The 22,074-nt window shown below is 63.4% G+C and carries 21 protein-coding genes, 1 tRNA gene and 1 pseudogene; 17 read left to right on the forward strand and 6 right to left on the reverse strand.

What is annotated here, in order from left to right; all coding sequences use genetic code 11:
• Window positions 1–68 precede the first annotated feature (68 nt).
• The gene (locus D3H34_RS04690; protein WP_119552285.1) at window positions 69–761 is read right to left on the reverse strand and encodes a c-type cytochrome; all 693 of its coding nucleotides are present in this window, start codon (window positions 759–761) and stop codon (window positions 69–71) included.
• A gap of 150 nt (window positions 762–911) precedes the next feature.
• Here D3H34_RS04690 and D3H34_RS04695 point away from each other — a divergent pair, with 150 nt between their 5' ends.
• From D3H34_RS04695 to D3H34_RS33850, 12 genes are all read left to right on the forward strand, one after another.
• The gene (locus D3H34_RS04695) at window positions 912–1,766 is read left to right on the forward strand and encodes an AAA family ATPase (protein WP_119552286.1); all 855 of its coding nucleotides are present in this window, start codon (window positions 912–914) and stop codon (window positions 1,764–1,766) included.
• 7 nt (window positions 1,767–1,773) lie between these two features.
• A complete protein-coding gene (locus D3H34_RS04700) occupies window positions 1,774–2,022 on the forward strand; it encodes a hypothetical protein (RefSeq protein ID WP_119552287.1) in 249 nt (82 codons plus the stop codon).
• A gap of 60 nt (window positions 2,023–2,082) precedes the next feature.
• Window positions 2,083–2,670 (forward strand): GNAT family N-acetyltransferase, encoded by a 588-nt coding sequence (locus D3H34_RS04705; protein ID WP_119552288.1) that lies wholly within the window; start codon window positions 2,083–2,085, stop codon window positions 2,668–2,670.
• A gap of 34 nt (window positions 2,671–2,704) precedes the next feature.
• Window positions 2,705–3,892, forward strand: coding sequence for a vWA domain-containing protein (locus D3H34_RS04710; RefSeq protein WP_119552289.1), 1,188 nt, complete (start codon window positions 2,705–2,707; stop codon window positions 3,890–3,892).
• Window positions 3,893–3,952: 60 nt separating this feature from the next.
• Entirely contained in the window at window positions 3,953–5,890 is a 1,938-nt protein-coding gene (locus D3H34_RS04715) for an autotransporter assembly complex protein TamA (RefSeq protein ID WP_119552290.1), read from the forward strand.
• 8 nt (window positions 5,891–5,898) lie between these two features.
• Window positions 5,899–10,017, forward strand: a complete 4,119-nt coding sequence (locus tag D3H34_RS04720; protein ID WP_119552291.1) for a translocation/assembly module TamB domain-containing protein — start codon at window positions 5,899–5,901, stop codon at window positions 10,015–10,017.
• 55 nt (window positions 10,018–10,072) lie between these two features.
• Window positions 10,073–10,147 (forward strand) — tRNA-Arg (locus D3H34_RS04725).
• 178 nt (window positions 10,148–10,325) lie between these two features.
• Entirely contained in the window at window positions 10,326–11,546 is a 1,221-nt protein-coding gene (locus tag D3H34_RS04730; RefSeq protein ID WP_119552292.1) for a tyrosine-type recombinase/integrase, read from the forward strand.
• A gap of 88 nt (window positions 11,547–11,634) precedes the next feature.
• Window positions 11,635–12,054, forward strand: a complete 420-nt coding sequence (locus D3H34_RS04735) for a surface-adhesin E family protein (RefSeq protein WP_119552293.1) — start codon at window positions 11,635–11,637, stop codon at window positions 12,052–12,054.
• Window positions 12,055–12,233: 179 nt separating this feature from the next.
• Window positions 12,234–12,383: a hypothetical protein gene (locus D3H34_RS34175; RefSeq protein WP_167481122.1), complete on the forward strand. Its 150-nt coding sequence runs from the start codon at window positions 12,234–12,236 to the stop codon at window positions 12,381–12,383.
• A gap of 61 nt (window positions 12,384–12,444) precedes the next feature.
• Complete coding sequence (locus tag D3H34_RS04740; protein WP_119552294.1) at window positions 12,445–13,179, forward strand: hypothetical protein; 735 nt, start codon at window positions 12,445–12,447, stop codon at window positions 13,177–13,179.
• A 229-nt stretch (window positions 13,180–13,408) separates the two neighbouring features.
• Complete coding sequence (locus tag D3H34_RS33850) at window positions 13,409–13,780, forward strand: hypothetical protein (RefSeq protein ID WP_147400375.1); 372 nt, start codon at window positions 13,409–13,411, stop codon at window positions 13,778–13,780.
• A gap of 174 nt (window positions 13,781–13,954) precedes the next feature.
• Here D3H34_RS33850 and D3H34_RS33855 read toward each other — a convergent pair whose 3' ends face one another.
• Entirely contained in the window at window positions 13,955–14,371 is a 417-nt protein-coding gene (locus tag D3H34_RS33855; protein WP_147400376.1) for a hypothetical protein, read from the reverse strand.
• A gap of 171 nt (window positions 14,372–14,542) precedes the next feature.
• Here D3H34_RS33855 and D3H34_RS04755 point away from each other — a divergent pair, with 171 nt between their 5' ends.
• Entirely contained in the window at window positions 14,543–14,974 is a 432-nt protein-coding gene (locus D3H34_RS04755) for a hypothetical protein (RefSeq protein WP_147400377.1), read from the forward strand.
• Between the two features lie 414 nt (window positions 14,975–15,388).
• Window positions 15,389–16,528: a hypothetical protein gene (locus D3H34_RS33860; RefSeq protein WP_147400378.1), complete on the forward strand. Its 1,140-nt coding sequence runs from the start codon at window positions 15,389–15,391 to the stop codon at window positions 16,526–16,528.
• 295 nt (window positions 16,529–16,823) lie between these two features.
• On the opposite strand, the gene D3H34_RS04760 is transcribed toward D3H34_RS33860, so the two are convergent.
• From D3H34_RS04760 to D3H34_RS04770, 3 genes and pseudogenes are all read right to left on the reverse strand, one after another.
• Window positions 16,824–17,297 (reverse strand): hypothetical protein, encoded by a 474-nt coding sequence (locus D3H34_RS04760; protein WP_147400379.1) that lies wholly within the window; start codon window positions 17,295–17,297, stop codon window positions 16,824–16,826.
• 536 nt (window positions 17,298–17,833) lie between these two features.
• Window positions 17,834–18,091 (reverse strand): annotated as a pseudogene (locus D3H34_RS04765) (helix-turn-helix domain-containing protein); the annotation flags it as partial.
• A gap of 83 nt (window positions 18,092–18,174) precedes the next feature.
• Complete coding sequence (locus tag D3H34_RS04770; protein WP_147400380.1) at window positions 18,175–18,603, reverse strand: hypothetical protein; 429 nt, start codon at window positions 18,601–18,603, stop codon at window positions 18,175–18,177.
• A gap of 326 nt (window positions 18,604–18,929) precedes the next feature.
• On the opposite strand from D3H34_RS04770, the gene D3H34_RS33865 reads away from it, so the two are divergent.
• Both D3H34_RS33865 and D3H34_RS04780 read left to right on the forward strand, forming a co-directional pair.
• Complete coding sequence (locus tag D3H34_RS33865) at window positions 18,930–19,415, forward strand: hypothetical protein (RefSeq protein WP_147400381.1); 486 nt, start codon at window positions 18,930–18,932, stop codon at window positions 19,413–19,415.
• Window positions 19,416–19,437: 22 nt separating this feature from the next.
• The gene (locus tag D3H34_RS04780; protein WP_119552301.1) at window positions 19,438–19,725 is read left to right on the forward strand and encodes a hypothetical protein; all 288 of its coding nucleotides are present in this window, start codon (window positions 19,438–19,440) and stop codon (window positions 19,723–19,725) included.
• A 391-nt stretch (window positions 19,726–20,116) separates the two neighbouring features.
• On the opposite strand, the gene D3H34_RS04785 is transcribed toward D3H34_RS04780, so the two are convergent.
• The gene (locus tag D3H34_RS04785) at window positions 20,117–20,812 is read right to left on the reverse strand and encodes an alpha/beta hydrolase (protein WP_119552302.1); all 696 of its coding nucleotides are present in this window, start codon (window positions 20,810–20,812) and stop codon (window positions 20,117–20,119) included.
• Window positions 20,813–20,933: 121 nt separating this feature from the next.
• Here D3H34_RS04785 and D3H34_RS04790 point away from each other — a divergent pair, with 121 nt between their 5' ends.
• Complete coding sequence (locus D3H34_RS04790; protein WP_119552303.1) at window positions 20,934–21,848, forward strand: AraC family transcriptional regulator; 915 nt, start codon at window positions 20,934–20,936, stop codon at window positions 21,846–21,848.
• Window positions 21,849–22,074 lie beyond the last annotated feature (226 nt).

The raw sequence follows: 22,074 nt of genomic DNA on the forward strand, positions 1-22,074 counted from the left end.
AAAAAAAGCCCGCATCAGCGGGCTTTTTCTTTGGGGCAGCGGGTCGAAACCCGTCTTGCGCTGTCTGTTTACTGGGGCGCGTGATGCAGGCGCGACTCCGGCACGACCTTCAGTTCACCGGGCAGCGAGCTGATGTAGGTGGCCAGGGTCTTGAGTTCGGCGTTGGTGAACTTCTTGGGTTCGACCTGCGCGGCCATCACGGCGTTCGAGCGGCCCAGGTGGGGGTTGTTCTTCACGCGGTACGACTTCAGCGCCACGAACAGGTAGTCGGCGTGCTGGCCGGCCAGCTTGGGCACGGTGCCGTCGTTCGGCGTGTTGAAGTTGGCGCCGTGGCACTTGGTGCAGCTGTTGTCCTTGTCGCGCGCGATGAGCGCCTGGACGTTCTCGGAAGCGGCCTTGGCGGGCGTGGCCGCAGGCGCGTCGCCTTCCTTGATGCCCAGCTGGCTGTAATAGGCCGAGAGGTCGGCGATGTCCTGTTCGGTGAGGGTGTCGGCGATGGCGCGCATCGTCGGGTGCTTGCGGTCACCGCCCTTGTACGCGGTGAGCGCGGCCGAGATGTAGGTGGCGCTCTGGCCCGCGATCATCGGCACCTTGTGGATCTCGGGGAAGCTGGCCTGGTAGCCGATGATGCCGTGGCAGCCCACGCACATCTGGACCTTCTTGGCTCCGTCCTGGGCCTTGCCAGTGACTTGTTGGGCTTGGGCCGAGACCGTCACGCAAGCGACAGCAAGGGCAAACATCGTGGTCAACAACTTGTTCATTTTGCGCGCACAATCTCGTGGAGATACAGTTTTTCGAATCAACTTTCGATTATATGCAAGGGTCCCCCGGGAACCTCGCACAGGCTGCACAAGAGACTGCGCAATGCCGATCGAGTGTGTTCTTTTCTCCACCCTGCCTCCGCTCCACTCATGAAATTCAAGGGCTCAGACAACTACGTCGCCACTCAGGACCTGATGCTGGCGGTCAATGCGGCCATCACACTCCAGCGCCCGCTGCTCGTCAAGGGCGAACCCGGCACCGGCAAGACGATGCTGGCCGAAGAAGTGGCACAGGCGCTCGACATGCCGCTGCTGCAGTGGCACATCAAGTCGACCACCAAGGCGCAACAGGGCCTGTATGAGTACGACGCCGTGAGCCGCCTGCGCGACTCGCAACTGTCCGACGTGGACGGCGGCGAGCGCGTGAAGGACATCCAGAACTACATCGTCAAGGGCGTGCTCTGGCAGGCCTTCACGGCCGACAAGCCGGTCGCGCTGCTGATCGACGAGATCGACAAGGCCGACATCGAATTCCCGAACGACCTGCTGCGCGAAATCGACCGCATGGAGTTCTACTGCTACGAGACGCGCGAGCTCATCCGCGCCAAGCACCGTCCGCTGGTGTTCATCACCTCGAACAACGAGAAGGAACTGCCCGACGCCTTCCTGCGCCGCTGCTTCTTCCACTACATCAAGTTCCCCGATGCCGAGACGATGAAGCACATCGTCGCCGTGCACTTCCCGGGCCTGAAGCAGGAACTGCTCACGTCCGCGATGAAGACCTTCTACGACGTGCGCAACCTGCCCGGCCTGAAGAAGAAGCCCTCGACCTCCGAACTGCTCGACTGGCTCAAGCTGCTGGTGGCCGAAGACATTCCGCTCGAAGCCCTGCAGAGCAAGGACGACAAGGTCGCCGTGCCGCCGCTGGTGGGCGCGCTGCTCAAGAACGAGCAGGACGTGACGCTGTTCGAGAAGCTCGTCTTCATGCAGCGCAACAACCGCTGAGCCACGCATGAGCGGGCAACGTCATCCCACCAAACAACTGATGAAGCTGGGCATCGCCCAGGCGGTGCTGTTCGTGCTGGGCGCACTGCTCGGGCGTGGGCTGGGCCTGCTGCTGGGGCTCGACGCCTTCGGCACCGACAGCAAGTACGGCACGCGCGAGATCATCGGCATCGCGTTGATCGGCATCGGTGGCGGCGCGGGCGCACAGGCGGCACGCGTCTGGTACACCGGCAAGTACGGCGACCCGCGCGGCTGAGTTCGCACGCAGGCGCGCACGAGCCCCTCACACCACCCCGAACAGAGAGCCGGAGAAAAGATGGCGTTCGTCGAACCAGTCACGCTGAAGGCCCGCGGCATCGCGCTGGTGCCGCTCGCACTCACTCACGAAGAAGGCCTGCGCGCCGCGGCCGCCGACGGCGAGCTGTGGAAGCTGCGCGTCACCTCCGTGCCCGAGCCGAAAGACACGCGCGCGTACATCGAGACCGCACTGAAGACCGCCGACCGCTTCGCCTTCGCCGTCACCGACGAGGCCACCGGCACGGTGCTGGGCAGCACGAGCTTTCACGACATCCTGCCGGGCGTGAAGCGCGTGGAGATCGGCTACACGTGGTACGCCGAGCGCTGCCAGCGCACCCACGTCAACACCACCTGCAAGCTGCTGATGCTCACGCACGCGTTCGATACGCTGGGCTGCAACGTGGTGGGCTGGCGCACCGACAACTTCAACTTCGCCTCGCAGCGCGCCATCGAGCGCCTGGGCGCGAAGAAGGACGGCGTGATCCGCGGCCACGTGATGCGCCGCGACGGCACCATCCGCGACACCGTCATGTACAGCCTGCGCTCGGGCGAATGGCCCGAAGTGAAGGCCCAGCTGCAGTACCTGCTCGACAGGCCGCGCGGCTGACGCTGACGGCGACGACACACAAGGAGCGCTCCCCATGCTCATCGACTTCTTCTACACGCTGCGTTCGGCCAAGCTGCCGGTATCGGTCAAGGAATACCTCACGCTGCTCGAGGCCCTGAAGTCCGACGTGGTGGGCCCGAACTCCGACGGCGCCTACGGCATCGACGACTTCTACTACCTCTCGCGCACCGCGCTCGTGAAGGACGAGAAGCACTACGACAAGTTCGACCGCGCCTTCGCCGCCTACTTCAAGGGCGTCGAGATGCTGACCGACTTCACGAAGGAAGTGCCGCTCGACTGGCTCAAGAAGACGCTGGAGCGCGAGTTCACCGCCGAAGAAAAAGCCAAGATCGAGAAGATGGGCTGGGACGAGCTCATGGAAACGCTCAAGAAGCGCTTCGAGGAGCAGAAGGAGCGCCACGAGGGCGGCAGCAAGTGGATCGGCACCGGCGGCACTTCGCCCTTCGGCAACGGTGGCTACAACCCGCAGGGCATCCGCATCGGCGGCGCCGGCAAGAACAGGAGCGCCGTGAAGGTGTGGGACCAGCGCGCCTACAAGGACTACGACGACACGCAGGAACTGGGCACGCGCAACATCAAGGTCGCGCTGCGGCGCCTGCGCAAGTTCGCGCGCGAAGGCCACGACGAAGAGCTCGACCTGGACAACACCATCCACTCGACCGCCGCCAACGCCGGCTACCTCGACATCAAGATGCGGCCCGAGCGCCACAACAACGTCAAGGTGCTGCTGCTGATGGACGTGGGCGGCACGATGGACGAGCACATCCAGCGCGTCGAAGAACTGTTCTCGGCCGTGAAGACCGAGTTCAAGCACCTGGAGTTCTATTACTTCCACAACTGCGTCTACGACTTCATGTGGAAGAACAACAAGCGCCGCTTCTCCGAGAAGTTCGCGACCTGGGACATCCTGCGCAAGTACAACAAGGACTACAAACTGATCTTCGTGGGCGACGCCACGATGAGTCCTTACGAAATATTGCAACCTGGCGGCAGCGTCGAATACAACAACGAAGAGGCCGGCGCCGAGTGGATCCAGCGCCTCACGCACACCTTCCCGAAGTTCGCGTGGATCAACCCCGAGCCCCAGGGCGTGTGGCAGTACCGCCAGAGCATCGCGGTGATGCAGCAGCTCATGTCCAACCGCATGTACCCGCTCACCCTGCGTGGCCTCGAAGAGGCGATGCGCATGCTGTCCAAATAACCCGGGCCCGGCACGCGGGTGACGGGGAGCCGGTCACACGTGTGCTGTCAGAATGCCCCCATGGTCAGGGTGGCATCCGTTCTTTCGCCGGCGTTGTGGCCGGCTTTGCTTTTTTCAGGCGTCCTGCTTTTGCAAGGCTGCAGCCTGCTGCCGAAGAAAGAGGCGGCGGACACCGGCGCGTCCAAGGTGGGCGTGGTGCGCAGCGCCGATGCCGACAGCAACGACGACAGCGCCAAGGACGACAAGAAGACCCAGGCCGACGGCCGGCGCAACGCCTTCACCGTCGATGTGCGCGGCCCCGAGACCGAGCGCGACTACCTGGCGCGCCACCTTGAAATCCAGCGCTACCGCGAGCTCGACGACCTGGGCGTGACCGAGGTCTCGCGCCTCATGGTCGCGGCCGAGGCCAACGCGCGCGAGCTGCTGGGCACGCTGGGCTACTTCACGCCCACGCTCACGCTCGAACTCAAGGAAACGCCCGACAGCACCGAGGCCCCGCGCGAGGTCGTCATCACGGTGGCGCCCGGCGAGCGCACCAAGGTGTCGACGGTGCAGATCCGCTACGCCGGCCAGATCGCCGACGACCCCACCGCCGAAGCGCAGCGCGACGCCATCCGCACCGGCTGGGCGCTGCGTGCCGGCGAGCCCTTCACCCAGCAGGCCTGGGACGACGCCAAGACCGTCGCGCTGCGCAGCCTCACGGCCAAGCGCTTTCTCACCGGCAGCGTCGAGATCAGCCGCGCCGAGATCGACGCCGACCGCCATGAGGCCCGGCTCGGCGTGACCTACCAGTCGGGCCCGGCCTACAAGTTTGGCCCGCTGGTGCTGCGCGGCGTGGAGCGCTACGACGCCGACGCCGCGCGCCGCATCGCGCGCCTGCCCACCGGCACCGACTACGACCAGCAGAAGCTGCTCGACGCCCAGCAGCGCCTGGCCAGCAGCGGCTACTACGACTCGGTGTTCCTCACGCTCGACACCGACAGCGGCACCCCGCTGGCCGCGCCGGTGATCGCCCAGCTGCGCGAGGCGCCGCTGCAGAAGGTGGTGATGGGCGTGGGCTTCACCACCGACAACGGCCCGCGCCTGTCGATCGACCACACCCACAACCGGATGCCGCTGCTCGGCTGGCGCGCGGTGTCGCGGCTCTCGCTGGACAACGACATCCAGTCGCTCGGCACCGAGTGGAACGCCATCCCCGACGACCGCGGCTGGCGCTGGTTCGCTGGCGGCGAGGTCAAGAGCGAGCAGTCGGGCAGCTATGTGGTCGACAGCGGCCGGCTGCGCGGCGGGCGCAACAAGTCGAGCGACCACATCGACCGCAGCTACTTCCTGCAGTACGACTACGCCCACAACCGCGGCACCGACGCGCCGCCCTCGGCCTCGGCCGTCACCGCCAACTGGGGTTGGACCGGACGCTACTTCGACGACAACTCGGCGCCCTCGCGCGGCTACGGCCTGGCGCTCGAGCTGGCCGCGGGCTACACGCTCACCGGAGAGCAAGTGCCCTTCACCCGCACCTACGCGCGCTGGCTCGGCGTGCTGCCGCTGGGCAGGGCCGAGGACAAGGACGCCCGCGCACGCCGCAGCCGGCTGCAGATGCGGCTCGAAGCCGGCGCCGTCTCCGCCAAGGACAGCGCACAGATTCCCTCGACCCTGATGTTCCTGACCGGCGGCGACACCACCGTGCGCGGCTACAGCTACAAGCAGATCGGCACCGTGCGCGCCGACGGCAAGACCGTCGCGGGTCGCTACCTCGGCGTGGCCAGCCTCGAATGGCAGCGCCCCTTCGTCTACCAGGACAAGCTCACGGCCTGGGAGAGCGTGGTGTTCGTCGATGCCGGCGCCGTGGCCGACAAGCCCGGCGAACTCAAGCCCAAGGTGGGCGTGGGCGTCGGCGCGCGCTGGCGCAGCCCGGTCGGCCCGGTGCAGGCCGACCTCGCCTACGGCGTCGATTCGAAGAAATTCCGCCTGCACTTCCGTCTCGGCTTCACCTTCTGACCCGCTTCATGCCGACCACGCCCACCGCAGCCCCGACCAGCGCCAGCCCCGGCCCTCGCCCCCGTTCGTTCACCCGCCGCGCGCTGCGCGCGCTGGGCTGGACCCTGGCGGGCCTGCTGCTGGCCGTGCTGCTGCTCGCCGTGGGCGCGTGGTGGTGGCTGGGCTCGAACACCTCGCTGGCCTTCGCGCTCGCCCAGGCCGCGCAACGCCTGCCCGCGGGCCAGACGCTCGAGAGCCGCGACGTGACCGGCTCGCTGCGCACCGGCGGGCGCATCGGCTGGCTCAAGTGGCAAAGCGACAGCCTCGCGGTCGAGGTGAACGACGCCACGCTCGGCTGGCAACTCGCGCCACTCCTTCAGCGCAAGGTGCAGCTCGGCGAGATCCACGCCGCCCGCGTGTCCGTCGAACGCCGCGGACCGCCCAGCGACACGCCCACCGAGCCGCTGACGCAGCTCGCGCTGCCCGTCGAAGTGGCCGAGGTGCCCTTCCGCATCGACGAGTTGCGCTGGGCCGGCCCGCCCGCGCTGCAGGCCACGGGCCTGGCCGGCCGCTACAGCTACCTCGGCGCGCAGCACGCGCTGGACATCGAGGGCGTCGACATTGCCGACGGCCACTACAGTGCCCGCGTGCGCCTGCAGGGCCCCGCGCCGATGGCGCTCGACGCCACGCTCGACGGCCGCGTGAAGGCCCCGCTCGCCGAAGACCGCCACATCGAGGTGCAGGCCAAGGCCTCGGTGAAGGGCACGCTGGCCGGCCCCGAAGCGCGCCTGCAGGTCGCCGCCGACCTTCAGCCCACCGAGCCCGATGCCGAAGCACCGATGGAAGCCCAACTGCGCGCACAGATCGCGCCCTGGCTGCCACAGCCCGTGATCGAGGCCAAGGCCGACCTGCGCAACGTCGATGCCGCCAGCCTCTGGCCCGGCGCGCCGAAGACCCGGCTCACCGGCACCGTCGAACTCGCCCCCGACGCCGCCACCGGCCCCGCCGCGTGGAAGGCCTCGGCCGACATCCGCAACGCCGTCGCCGGCCCGTGGGACGAGCAGAAGCTGCCCGTTGAGCAGGTCGAGGCCCAGGTCGGTTTCGACGGCACGACCTGGACCGTGCCCGAGGCCACCGTGCGCGCCGGCGGTGGCCGCATCGACGCCGAAGGCAGCTGGAGCCCCGCGCCCTCGCCCTGGCAGGTGCGCGCCACCGTGCGCGGCGTGCGGCCGGGTGCGCTGTACAGCGAGCTGTCGGGCGCGCCTGTCGGCGGAACGATCAGCGCACGCCAGGCCGAAGATTCCGACACCCTCGCCTTCGACGTAGCCCTCAGGTCCGAAGGCAACGGCGGCGCCGGCAGCAAGGCCCTGCCCGGCTTCGGCCTCGACCGCGCGCTGGCGCAGGGCCAGTGGAAAGACCAGGTGCTCGACCTGCGCACCCTGCGCGTCGAAGCCATGCGCGCCAGCCTCGACGGCAAGCTGCAGGTGCGCGTGGCCGACCAGGCCGCCAGCGGCAAGCTCGACCTCTCGCTGCCGGGCGGCAGCGCCCAACTCGATGGCCGCATCGCGCCCGCCACCGGCGGCGGCGACATCAAGGCGCGCATCGACGACGCCGACGCGCTGCAGCGCTGGGTGCAAGGTCTGCCGGGTCTGTCGGGCGTGCTTGCGAACGCCAGCGCCAAGGGCAGCGCCCGGCTCGACGCCAGTTGGCAAGGTGGATGGCAGACCATCCAGCGCCGCATCGAGAACCCCGGTGCCCCGGCCGTACGCGGCAGCGCCGAGCCCAGCCTCAAGGCCGTGCTCGCCGTGCCGCGCCTCGACCTGAACCTGCCCGCCGCACAGTCCGGCGGCACGGCCACCTCCGTGCAACTGCGTGAGCTGCAGGCCGACCTCGCCGGCAGCATCGCCCAGGCCACGCTCACGCTGAAGGGCGAAGCCACCACCGGCACGCAGAAGCTCGCGCTCGACACCCGCGCCAGCGGCGGCCTCGCGGGTGCCAACCAGTGGCGCGCCACCCTCGCCAGCCTGCGCCTGCAGGCACAGGACACCACCACCGCGCGCCCCGGCCAGGGCCCGTGGGTGCTGACGCTGGGCCGTGAAGTCACGGCCACCGTGCGCGCCGCCGACAACCGCCTCGACGTCGAAGCCTCCGCCGCCGACGCCACCCTGCGCGGCCCGGTGCCCGGCACCGTGCGCATCGACTGGCAGCCGCTGCGTTTCAACCAGAGCGGCGCCGCGCCCAACCGCGTGTTCCGCCTGCAGTCCAAGGGCCAGATGCAGGGCCTGCCGATGGCCTGGGCCGGCGCGTTCGGCGCCAACGCCACGCTGAGCGAACTCGGCATCAGCGGCGACCTGCTGTTCAACGGCGACTGGGACATCGACGCCGGCGACACCCTGCGCGCCAAGGCCCGCCTCGCGCGCCAGAGCGGCGACATCCGCGTGCAGGCCGGCGAGGCTGCGCTCGTCACCCGCATCACCAGCACCGGGACCGGCACCGCGAGCGAACGCACCATGAGCTCGGCCAGCGGCAAGAACGACGTCAACGGCATCGATGCCACGGCCACCCCCGCCGGCCTGCGCCGCGCCGAACTGCAGCTCGACGCGCAGGGCGACGCCGTGCGCGCCACCCTGGCCTGGGACAGCGAACGCGCCGGCCGCCTCGACGCCGAACTCGGCACCCGCATGCAGCAGCGCAGCGGCGGCTGGCAGTGGGCGCCCGACGCGCCGCTCAACGGCACCCTGCGCGCCGCGCTGCCCAACCTGGGCGTGTGGTCGATGCTCGCGCCGCCCGGCTGGCGCATCGCCGGCACGCTCGACGCCAACGCCACCCTGTCGGGCAACCGCACCGCGCCGCGCTGGAACGGCACGCTCGGCGCCGACCAGCTCGCGCTGCGCGCACCGGTCGAAGGCCTCGACCTGCGCGACGGCCGCCTGCGCGCCTCGCTCACTGGCGATCGCCTCGAGATCTCCGAATTCACGCTCAAGGGCGGCGCCGGCAGCAACGCACGCATCGGCGGCCAGAGCGGCAACCGCAGCACCGCCGCCAGCGAGGCGCGCACCGACGGCGGTTCGCTCACCGCGCGCGGCGACGTGAGCTGGGGTGGCGGCACCGGCGGCGGCACGCCCCCGCCGATCCGCATGGCCCTGCAGGCCGAACTGCGCGCCCTGCGCGTGCTGGTGCGCACCGACCGCCAGGTGTCGCTGTCGGGCAACCTGCAGGCGCGGCTGGACAACGGCCAGTTCAACGTGCGCGGCAAGCTCAGGACCGACCGTGCCGTCATCATCCTGCCCGACGAGACCGCGCCCAGCCTGGGCAGCGATGTCGTCGTGCGCTCGGCCGCCAAGGACAAGGCCGCCGCCGAGGCCGCGCAGCGCGAATCCGCCAAGGCCGAGGCCCAGGCGGCCAAGGCCGCCAAGCCCCAGACCGCCAAGCCGCCCGACATCGTCGTCACCTTCGACCTCGGCGACGACTTCGCCGTGCAGGGGCGCGGCATCACCACCCGGCTCGAGGGCGAACTCGAAATCCGCAGCACCCGCCTGGACGCTCCGCCCCGCATCACCGGCGAAGTGAAGACCGTGAAGGGCCAGTACCGCGCCTATGGGCAGCAGCTCGATGTCGAGACCGGCATCGCGCGCTTCAACGGCCCCTTTGACAACCCTGCGCTCGACATCCTGGCGATCCGCCCGAACATCTCGCAGCGCGCCGGCGTGCAGATCACCGGCTCCGCACAGTCACCGCGCGTGAAGCTCTATGCGGAACCCGCGCTGTCCGACGCCGAAACGCTGTCATGGGTCATTTTGGGCCGCGCCTCGGCCACCAGCGGCGGCGAATCTGCGCTGCTGCAGCAGGCCGCCCTGTCGCTGCTCGGCAAGATCGGCGGCACCAGCTCGGGCGGCAGCCTGGCCAGCCGCTTCGGCCTGGACGAACTCGGCTTCAAGGGCCCCGGCAACGGCGGCGACCTGCGCGAATCGGCCGTCACGCTCGGCAAGCGGCTGTCGAAGGACTTCTACATCACCTACGAACGCAGCATCGGCGGCACCTTCGGCACCTTGTTCATCTTCTACGACCTGACGAAGCGCCTCACCCTGCGGGGGCAGGCAGGGCAGACGAGCGGGTTGGACCTGATCTATACGGTGAAGTACGACTGAGGGGCGGCGCTCCCCAAGCTGGTAAAGTGCGGGCCGCGCCGCAGCAGCGCGCACCGTCTTCGTAGTTCAATGGATAGAACGGGGTCCTCCTAAGACTCAGATACAGGTTCGATTCCTGTCGAAGGCACCACAGACCCGGATCACGGCGTCTCACCCCACATCAGAAACCCGTATGCTCCAAGGCGTAGCGGGCTTTTCTTTGCCTCGTCCCGTCTCACGGCGTAGCATCCCATGTCGGTACTTTGTCGGTATCTCTGTCGGTATCAGCCAGATACCGACACCTCAAGTACCGACAGATCGGAACAGCGATGGCACTCACGGACACATTCGTCAGGCAGGTGAAGCACAAGGGCGCCGAGATCGGCGAGCGATACGCCGATGGCGGCGGTATGTATCTGCGGGTCAAGGCGGCTGGCAAGTACTGGCGGCTGGACTACCGCATCGACGGGAAGCCCAAGACCATGGGGCTGGGCGTCTATCCCGATGTCTCGCTTCTTCAGGCACGCGAGCGCCGGGACGCCGCCCGCAAACTGCTCGCCACCGGCACAGACCCCAGCGCAGCCAAGCGGGAGGAAAAGAAAGCCAGGGCCGACGCTGCCGCAAACACATTCGAGGCAGTGGCCCGCGAATGGCTGACAAAGACGGCGGCAAAGCGAGCGGAAGGGACGCAACTCAAGGTCAAGACCTGGCTGGAGAAAGACGTGCTCCCCTTCATCGGCAAGATGCCCATGTCCACCATCGGTCCACGGGACATCCTGGAGCGAGTTGTGCGCAAGCTGGAAGCACGAGGGGCCATCGATACCGCCCATCGCGTGAAGCAGCTCTGCGGACAGGTGTTTCGCTTCGCGGTGGTGTCAGGACTGGCAGAGCGGGACGTTACCGCCGATCTGAGCGAAGCCCTGGCATCGAAAGCGAGCAGGCACTTCGCGGCCATTACCGAGCCCAAACGAGTTGGCGATCTGATCCGATCCATCCATGCCTACAGCGGCCATCCCAGTACCGTCGCCGCACTGAAGCTCTCCCCCCTGGTATTTGTCCGGCCTGGCGAGTTGCGCACAGCCGAATGGGCAGAGATCGATCTGGACGCAGCCGAGTGGCGCATCGCCCGTGCAAAGATGAAGATGAAGGTCGATCACATCGTTCCTTTGGCTACGCAGGCGATAGAAATCCTGCGCGATCTCCACCGCATCACAGGCCACGGACGCTATGTCTTCCCCAGCATTCGAACGGGTGAGCGCCCCATGAGCGAAAACACGATCAATGCAGCTCTACGGGGTATGGGCTACAGCGCCGAGATCCACACGGCCCACGGCTTCAGAGCAACCGCGCGGACCATCATGGACGAGGTGCTCGGCGAGCGCGTGGACTTCATCGAGCATCAGCTCGCTCACATGGTCAAGGATGCCAATGGTCGTGCATACAACCGCACCGCCCACTTACCCGCGCGACGGGAAATGATGCAGCGCTGGGCTGACTACCTGGACAAGCTCGCCGCTGGGGCTGAGATCATCCAGTTCAAAGCGGCCTGACAACCCAAAACACAAGATCTCCACATCGCTGTCGGCCGCGCAATCGTGGCCGCGCGTTACGGGGCGAGGTTCAAAACGAGGAGAAGAATTGATCAAGCACCTACTGATGGCAACTGCTCTTGTTCTTTCAGCGACAGCATCAAAGGCTGAGTGGAGGGCGATTTACAAGGAGAGCGACTTCACAATCTACCTTGATGTCGAGTCGGTTCGAATGCCTGCGGACGATGTCTATCGCATGTGGACACTCTGGTCGTTCGCGCAAATGCAAAAGCGCGGGTATCGGTCGTACAAGTCCTTCTACGAGATTGATTGCAAACAAGAGAGCGTGCAAACGCTTTCCAATATCCAGTTTTCGGGTGCGATGGGTGGCGGCCGAGTGACTTTTACTCATCCAGAGCCACAAAGTCCTTCCTACTTCCCTCCAGGCAGCATCATGGCTGTTGTATCGGATCTGTTTTGCAAGGAAGTCTCGGAGAAGGTCGAGCAACTCCGCGCCAACCAAAAGTGACTACTGTTGGCTCGCATAGTGCAGCCAGCGTCCCGCGCAAGGCGTCGAGCACTAGCTTCCGAAAGCACCCCACCGACCGGGCCGGCGTCTCCTGCATTTAGGACCCCAGGACTGAGCGCGCTTCGCTCAAGTTCGTGGGAGCCGATGCCGAGCCGGCAGTGAGAGCGTTGGTGGAGTACTTGGCCGAGATCGCCGCTCAGCAACGGCCGACCCTTCGAAAGAACTTGGCCAACCCGCTGGTCGATCTGGTCGAGCACCCAGAGGATACGGCGCTCATCGAGCAGACTGTTGCGGGCATTGAAAGGTTCTTCACGCCACCTGCCAGATAGTCGTACCTCGCTCATCGCTGCAACGGAAAGCTATAGTTGCCGGCAATAAAGGAGAGAGGGAATGAAGGCATTAGTGATCTTGGCCATGTCCGCAGCCTTGACGGCATGCACCACGCCGTTGCGCCCGGAGGGGGTACGGCATCTTGGCAATAGGCATGTGCTGAAGAGCAACTACGCCGTCGGCACGCCGCTTACTGTGAACGTGGGCGACCCCATGGTGAAGGTCCAAGATTATTGGGAAGACTCCTTCGAGGAACCATCTGCCACACCCAACAAGTCATTCACGATGACAGGCGGCCCAGTGAATGTTGCGTTCCAAGAAGGGCAGAACTATCAAGTAAAGGGGCGTATTGCGGTTGATGGAAAAGACTACCAAGTAGTCGCGAACCAACCCAACCCAGTGCAATACCAAGCAGCCCTTCTCGGGGATGACGGAAAGCTGTTTCCGCGAATCGTTGCCACCAATCCCGGGATGAACGGGGACCACGTCCTGGTGATCTACACACTGCAGATCTCTCCGCCAGACGGCACGCTCATCCGCCAGCCCAAGACGAAGGTGAACACCAGCAAGGGCTTCGTCAACTACGAAATACTGTTCACGGGCATAACGGACAGCGCAATCACCCTTACTTATCGCGAATTCAGCCCTGATGGCCTTGCGCGCGTGGCGTTTTTTCAGAACCTCACTTACCCGCGCAATGCCCCAACCATCACATTCCGGAACCTGAAGATGTCGATTGACCAGGTGTCGAGCGAAAACATCACCTTTCGAGTCACGGAGGACAAGCGTAGTTAGTGGCGCCGCCGCCCCCAGAACGATCTTTGCCAGTCTCAGAGAGGTGGCACGTCACTCGCTCGTCCTCTCATGCCCTCCCGATACAGCACCCCGCCGATCTCACCCAGCGCCGTCCAGTCACCCTCTGTGAGTGATTGCGGGCCAGTTCCATCCAAGCCGCATCGGCGCAGCTCCGAGTAGGTACTTGCGAGCGCTTCTAGAGATGCGCCGCCTCGCGGAAAATGGGCTCATGAAACCTATTCGATACGTTATCCCGGCGATCATGCTATGCGCGACTGGTCTACTGCAGGCACAGGTGGCAATCGGTGGCGTCGGCAACAGTTCATGCGATGTTTGGACCAAGGCTCGCAAGGCGCCGGCAGGGCAGGCTATGGAAACCATCACGGAGGCAATGATGACCTCTTGGGTGCAGGGTTACCTATCAAGCAAGAATTCCACTGGCACCACAGTCGAGATGGTGTTGGAAGTCCCAGACCCCAAATCAATAAAAAAGGTCTTGGACAGAGGGTGCGCGCTGGTGCCGGAGGCACTGATTTTTGCGGTTGCAGACGATTTGGCGAACACGCTAACCGAGATATACCAAACCCAGAAGCGCAAGTAGCCTTGGCTCAGCATTGCGCATCGGCTCAAGTGACTGACCCTCTATAGAGAGCTTTTCTCTGGGCAATCACGTAATCAACCGATGGACCACCAAACCACGCGCGGCAAGCCGATCAAGCAAGCTGTCTGGACCGACCAGATGAAGCGCGCCGATATTGGTTGCCCGCCCAAAGAGCTACTCCAGACATTCGCGCAGTACGCCTGGGAAGACTCGATCCACCATCGACTGAAGCGTCGGCAAGACTTCAGCGAGCCATCGCCGTCCGTGCGCGTCCGGTGCTACATACGGGTCGTCTTGGGACAACAGATAGCTGCCGGCACGAAGCACTGAACCTGCGTCCTCTTCGCCACATGCAATCAGCGCCTCGATCGGAGCACGAATAAGGGTCTCCGTAAGATGTGGCCGCAAGAGGCATGCAGGCCCGATGATCGAAAAGATTTGCGACACGGCATCCGCAGCGTTCGTCATCCAGTAGGCCTTGCGGATCGCTTCTAGCATCTCGTCATCAGAAACGGCATCGCGAGCCGCCCTCGCTCGATCGTAGAGAGCGAAGAGCGGCCGTGCGTTGGGGACGTCGTTGATGCAGGACATGGAGCGGCTCGATTGAACGGTCATCATAGCCAGCCACCTAGCTTGAACACTGTGCCACGCGCCGAAAGCGACCATCAGAGTAGGCGTGCAGCGAAGTTATGTTGACGGCGCTATCGGCGCGGTTCAGCTTTCTGTGCTGTATAGGCTGAGCCGAGGTGGAGAATGGGAGCAATGAATGAGTTGCCATCAACCATCAAGCATTTCTTCCCTCCCACCACCGCACTGAGTGGGATCGGCGCCCTGACGCCTACGCAAGGAGGGGCGCGGGCGGTTGCGCAGGCTGTCATTCACTGCGTTGGAGGCCTCAAGGTCGGAGCGGTAGGGCCCGGCTCGGTTGGCGCGGCTAGTGAAGTCGATTTCCACCAAGCTCTTCGGCTCGACCGCGAAGTGGTTGGCCGAGCGTGGTATCGCCAGCTTGGTGAGCTGCTGTCCGTCGCGGACGCCCACCACGCTCACATCTTGCTTTTCGTGGATTCCAGCGCATCGTTCTACGCGTTTACTGACCCGGATGAGAAGCTGTATCCCCTAGGGCATTTCGCTCAAGCCATGGAGACATTGCTGCTCGGGCTCGACTTCGGAATGCCATTGGACGCTGACGACTAGCGTCCGACGACCGCAGTTGCCATCCGTAGCACTGGTTCGCTACGTGATCTAAGTCACGCGCCCATCTATAAGTCCCAGAGAAAGCCGAGATAGGATGGCCAATAGAGGAGGCCCATCTGATTACCGGCCTCAAAGAAAAGCAATTCAATGGGAGAAGTCATGACTAGGCGTTTTTATGTCGTCGGCTCAGTTGTGCTGAGCGTCATCTTGGGAGCTTGTGGAGGTGGGGGCGGAGGCGTTGGGCTGGGTTCGCTTCCCATCGTTGCCAACGGTCAACCGGCGACTGCAGACGCTGATGGCTCGGCTCCTGCCAATCCCTTGGTTCCAGGAAGCCCTCCTCCCTCGGGTGCCAATTTCACGACAGTCAATCTTTCGATTGAGAGCGTTACCAACGCCATGGCCCCTGGCCATCCAATGACTATTGCGGGCACCTATTACGAGAAAGAAACGGTGGCGGATGTGGTGCTAGTGGGCACCGCTGTTGGGGACTTCAGCGTGATGTCAGGCAAGCCCCTCTACGTCATCATTGAAGATCCGGCGGGACTGTTTCGACCCAATGCACAGGCCATGCCGATTACAAGCCCGAAGCCCGGCTTGATGGTGCCGCTCTATGGTGCGCAACTTGAGAAAACCGGCCATCTCGTGGGTGCCCTTCGCATCTACGTGTGTTTGGACGCACGATGCTCAATACGGCTGGGAAATGTGCCTTACAGCATCCCACACGACATCATCGTTAAGCGCGACTTGAGGGTCGAAATTGACAAGAGATACGCGACTGTCAACGTACCATTTCCAGATCGAACAATGCATGTGGTCAGCGCGGTGGCGGAAACCCCACCGATTCTGACTGCCAGAATCACACCACCTGAAGGCCGCCCAGTCTCATCACTCAAGGCCAGCGTCGACACAGCCTCCAATGTAGATGCCGATGCAAAAATTTCCGACAATGGAGATGGCACAGCAACTTTGAGCATCAGCGTTGCGGCCCCGTTCAAGAGGCCGGGCAACTACCACGCCGACATTACTGTGGGCTCAGACATTCCAAGACCGGCGGCTGACGATCCAACGTACAAGGAAGCAAGGACGAAATCCCTGACGGTCAGCTACGATGTCAGGCCTCTGATTGAGAATTCACCAGCGGTGTTCTCGCCACCCATGCTGGAAATGACGATCTCATCCAGTGAGCTGACAGCGGAACTGGCCGCGGGCCCGTTGGGGGAACGCGCAGTACCATTTGCCTATAGTGGCGTAGCCGCGAACAGCCTGAATTTCGGCTCCACCATCGAGTGGGTGCAACCGTTCCCTGAATTGGTGCCGAAAGATCCGCAGTCACAGCCGTACTACTCATACATTAGCGGGGGAAATAAATACTATGTTGGCTCGGACTATCTTGACGTAGTGAACTACCGGCGTTGTGCGTACGGAGCGAACACATCGCCACCGATTTGCCTCTCGGTCGGCACTCATTCATTCCGTCTTAGCTACACCTACATCCGTCCGGACGGCATACAAGCAACTGGGTACTACACAGGGCGGATCATCGTGACCCCGTAGGGCAAATCCGACCTTTTCGAGCGCTTTGCCCGCCTTCGTGCGGGCTTTTTCTTGGGCGAGGCCCCAGGCACTACCCGTGTGAGGACTCTGGCGTCCGAAGGCGAGCCTTGTCAGCCTCGGCCGCCTGAATCCAGGCAATGCATTTCTGCTTCAGTGCCGCAACGCCTTCAGCATGGGTCATGAGCGGCAGGCTCACAACAACCTTGCAGCGAGCCTTTCCGTCGAACGAAATGTCAGCTGCGCCGCTGAAGGCATCGGGCGGTGCCTGAGCAGTTGGCGGATTCAATTTTTTGATTTAGTCGTTGATTCCGAAATGCAGAAGCCAATGCCCCCGCGCTGACGACAACGCGATGTCTTGCCACGTGCATTCGTAGAAGAGCGGCGGACTGGTATGCACCTCGTCAAGAGTCGGCTCACCAACGACATCCAGAATTTCGTCTACAACGAATGTGACGGCGTTCTTGCGCACCCATTCCCGGCGGTCGCCCAAACTAGGCGAACAGTGGGTCTTGAAGAACCACTCGTCGATAACTGCGTGGAGCGCGTCTTTCGTCGCTCCCGGCATTGGACTGAGCGAGATGTGCCAGTCGCGAGCGGGGTGCGGCTTCTTCGTTTTCCAGTTGATGATGGACTCGAAATACAAGGCCAGCGCAGGCCTCAGCGTCTCGGCTTTAGGAAGCTCGATCAGCTCGTACCCGCAGTTGTGGTCGGAGCCCTGATTGAGCAAAGCGACCAGTTCGAGCAATTTGTTTGCGCCGCCAATTTTCATGTCTTAAGTCTGAGTTAGGCGTGAGTGATCGGTAGCTTTCCAGCGATGCGGTTTGCGGATACCTGGGTAGCGAATGAACCCCGATTGGGCCTAGTCTGCTGGTGGTTGAGAGATCGACGTACCGCCTTGATGGGGAAACGGTACGTAGCCAGGCGTCGGGGCGGGAAGTCGCTCTATGCATTCGGCGGAACATGCATTGACCAGCAGCGGAAGAACGTCGGTGGCAACGTTTAGCGACAACCATCGCTGATGAACCGCGCATCGATTCTCAAGAAGTCCGTTGCAAACGCTGCATCGCGTCGGAATCAGAGCAGCGACCACTGGGTCTAGTTTGGGAAAGGTTGCCCGGTGCTTGTAGTTCCCATAGAGCGCTCGCGTACTGACAGTGCTTGATTTCAAGCGAAGGCATCGCGTTTGTTGGATTCCGCCGATCTCTGACCCTAGATTTCCACTAAATACTGACCCACCCGCTTTGTGAGCCTGAAGGCTTCACTGTGTGGATAAGTGCTTGGTGTTCTCCTTTTTGGGTTGAGTGTGTGGATCTGCCGCAGATTGCGCCGCTGTTTCCGCGATTTGGTGGCCTCGATCGCGAGCCAGGTCGCGAGCTTCTCGGCATAGGGATCGAGCTTGCTTGAGCTCTCCCGCTTGGCGTAGCGCGGCATTTCTTCGCCCGCACGCAGGTATTTCTTTACGGTGTTGCGAGACAGGCCTGTACGCCTGGCTATCTCGCGGATGGACATCTGCTCTCGCAGGGCCCAGCGTCTGATGACACTCAATGTCGCCACGTCTATCACTCCTAGGATCCCCTGCTTTAAAAATCAGCAGGGTAGGGTTTTACGTGGGTCAGTCTTAGACGGAAATTACTGCGCTAGCTGGGTCAATTTTCGACGGTAAACAACAATCGCGTTATTTCGTATGGAAACCAGTGCAGCCCGTACGAGGTGTAGGGGATGAACTGTTCCAGGCTCTCCATCTCTCCGATTTCAGGTGGAATGCGAAGCAGGGTGCTGCGATACAGATTGAGCTTTCTGACATGCTTCAGCGTGGCGATGGATGGGGGCAATGTGACGACCTGCGCCCACAGCTCAGCACCGAGAGCCTCCTTGGGAGAGAACGTTTCTCTGCGATCACAAGCCGCTTCCTCGACCAGCTCCAACAGCGCGATCCATCCGGGCAAGGTGGTGTCTTGGGGCTCAAGATGTAGATGCGTTTCCGGCCAAGGCAGCGGATGCCCCTCATCGATTGCGTCGTAGATCGCGTCCCATGCCTCGTCCGAGGGATACATTTCGCATGAATGACTGGTCAACAGGTTCTCCCGTAGTAGCTCTACGCGCTGCCATCGTATCCTCGTCCATTCGTTGCTGAGGAAGACTCGCTGCAGCACCTGATGATCACGGCTCAGCCAGACCGCAGTGGCCAGTCAATATGGCTCCGATCATCCAGCTCGCCAACCGCCCCCGCAATGGGAGAGTTGCTTGTGGGAGCCGCCAACGCCCCCACACATCCGATCGACGGGTTACCGCTCTGCGGCGCGCAGCTGAATCTTGGATCGACAACGCAGCTTCGCGAAGTTGGTACAACCCCAAAACAAGGAATCCACCGGCCAATGTGTCAATCAACCCCTGTTCCCCTATGAACAAATCCCTTTGCACTCAAATCGTGCTCGCCATCGTTTGCGCTGTCAGCAGTTCAGCAGCTACGGCCTCGGACTCTATATTTCTGAGATGCGACGTAGCGGGATTCGTGCGTGTCTTCAATATTGAACGAGCACGGGAAGACGAACAGAAGCTCTCGGAAAAACTCGATGTCGATGTGGACGAAAGCGGGAATCTCACGATCATGATCAAGGGCCGCCTTATCAACGCCGCGTTGATGTCAAAGGATCGTGCAAGAGTTGATTTCAAGGTGATCGCCAAGAACCTGAGCGGAGAGAACGATTGGCATTTGGTCAACAACTTAGACCTTCTCGCTCGTGGAGAGTCGATCGAAACTTCGGTGCGAATCAACCGACTCAGCGGCGCCATTTCCATTGAGCAAGATGCGTTCTTCACAACACATCGCACCACAATCGGCGCAGAAGGCACCTGCGCCAAACAAAGCACCACGCGCAAGTTTTGAGCGGCGCCTCGGGAAGAAAAATATGGGAGTCATCACCATTGACCTCAGCTTTGCTAGGAGTCCGCTTTTCGTGCGGCAGACACTTGCATCGGCCTTCGGCATCCCGCTTGGTCAGGAATTCACTTGGAATTCTCTGACCACGCTGGTCTGCGAGACAACGCGAATGTCTGTCCCGGATCGGCTCTCCGTCGTAGGTATCTCTCAGCTTGGTGTAGCTTTGCCAGATGAAGAGAAATCGCTGCGCGAATTGCTCCGTGCCCTGCAGGCTCAACTCCCGGACTTAAGGATTCTCATCACCTTGCACGACTGAGTCTGCTTCCGGGCAATCGAATCACAGGCCGCGATGCCTGGAACAGGTCGTTCTTGGCCGCTCGGCAGCCACAGACCATTTACCTCAATCTAGGGCGGCCTTTGGCCAGTCGCCACGTCTACGTCAACCTGACTTCGCTGGCCGCTTACATTGGTGTGTCTTTCGCATGCGACCGGGAACACTTCAAGACACGAACGACAAGGGGCCACTCTTCACACCGGGCTGGGCGTCTCTATCGTGCAACAGCCCGGGACACTTCAAGATTTGTCGGTACTTTTGTCGGTATCTTTATTGGAGAAAATTGAGATACCCAGTACCCATGCGCCCTACAACCTGATTTTCGATTCCTGTCGAACCACCCAACCGCATCTCGCCGTCTCGTCGAAATGGCTCAGGAAGATGCCGTCGCCGCCTCATCGATGAGCGCGGCCACCTCGCCCGGCATGGAAGCCAGCGAGGCATGGCTGGCATCCAGCGTCACGACCTTGCGCGCCTTCATGCGGGCCGACATCCGCTGCTGGTTCTCCGGAGCGATCATCCGGTCCTGGCTGGAAACCTGATACCAGCTTGGCTTGTGCCGCCAGGCGGGATCGGTGACAGGGTTTCCGAACGTGGCGGCCAGCGGTGCCTTCTGCGTCACCGCCATCACGAATGCTTCGTCAGCGCTCAGGTCCTGGCAGAAGCTCTCATGGAACTTGCCCGGATTCAGCCACAGGTAGCCATCGCTGTCCGGGACGAGATTGGGTGCCGCCACCGGCAGGTGCTCCTGGGTGATGCCGCCGGGGCTTTCGCCGGCATCGGGTGCGAAGGCGGCGATGTAGACCAGCGCCGCGACGTTGGGCTGATGGCCGGCCTCGCTGATGACCGCGCCGCCATAGGAGTGCCCCACCAGCACGACCGGGCCCGGAATCTGCGCCACCATCTTGCGCGTGCGCTCAGCGTCTTCGGCCAGTGAAGTCAACGGGACCTCCACGGCGCGAAGATCCGTGTAGCCCAGGGCCTTCAGTTCAAGAATGACCTTGGCCCAGTGGGCGGCACCGCCCCAAAAGCCGTGGACCAGTACGACGGCCGGTTTGCTGCTGCTCATGAATGTTCTCCTGTGACGAACGGATGGATGACTCGATACTTGCTGCGCGCATCCGCCGGATGCGGTCCGTCCAATGTAGGGATGCAGTCCCATGACCGCTTGACTCGAACGCCAGATTGCCATGCCTGAACGCCAAAGTGCCAAGCCCCCGGAAGCCGGGCGCGAAGCCGATGTCTTCTTCGAAGTTTTTGAAGCAGCTCGCGTGAGAGGCGGAAAGGTGCATCGGGCATCCCTGACGCCCGGCCAGGCACTGCGTTTCGTCCCCCCTTCAGCCTGCTTCCATTTCGTCGAAGGGGCGTCCTGCGTCCTGCATGCGGGAAGGGGAACGGCGAAGACCGAACTGCATCCCGGCGACCTGGTCATCCTCGCCCGGGGACGTCCTCACACGCTCGAACTCGCGAAAGGCGCTGCGGGCGCGGCCAGCCTCACCACCGGCGAGTTCAGCCTCATGGGGGCCACGGGCAAGCTGCTGACCGATGCCTTGCCGGCACTGCTGCACGTGAAGGTCGGTCAACTGCCGCAGGCACTCCCGGAAAGTTCGAAGCAATGGATTGCCGTGACGCTGGCGGCCATTCGCCTGGAGGCTGAACACCCGTCGCTTGGCAGCGGCGTGATGCTGTCCAGGCTGGTGGACCTGCTCTTCGTGTGGTCGCTGCGCCACTGGCTGGCCACGGCGCCTGCAGCGCGCGAAGGCTGGTTCGCGGCACTCGGCGACGCCGTCGTCGGCCGTGCCCTGGCGCTCATGCATGCGCATCCCGCTCGCGCCTGGAGCGTGGAGATGCTGGCCCGCGACCTGAACCAGTCACGTTCGGGCTTCTCCCAGCGCTTCGTCGACAAGGTGGGCGAGCCGCCGATGCGCTACCTCACGCACTGGCGAATGCAATTGGCAAGCGACCTGCTGACCTCGTCGACCCTGCGGGTGTCGCAGGTCGCGCAGCGCGTGGGATACGACTCGGAGCCGGCATTCAGCCGGGCGTTCCGGCGGCATGCCGGCATGGCCCCGGTCGACTACCGCAAGCAACGCAGGCCATCGTAGAGATCGCACGCGCGGACGGGAATGGCCGGGTCAGGCGGTCTGCCGGCCTGCGTGGACTCCCACTCCTGCAACGCGATGAACTTCGCAAACGCGCCGCCAGCGCGCCGGTGCGTACGCCCCGCCCCGCGCACGGAACAGGCGTCCATCTACGACCCGACGGCGCGATGGACTACTTTTGGTCTCATTGCGTAACGGCATGCTTCCCTTCGTAGCAAGACACAAACAC

It is taken from the genome of Acidovorax cavernicola (assembly GCF_003581445.1).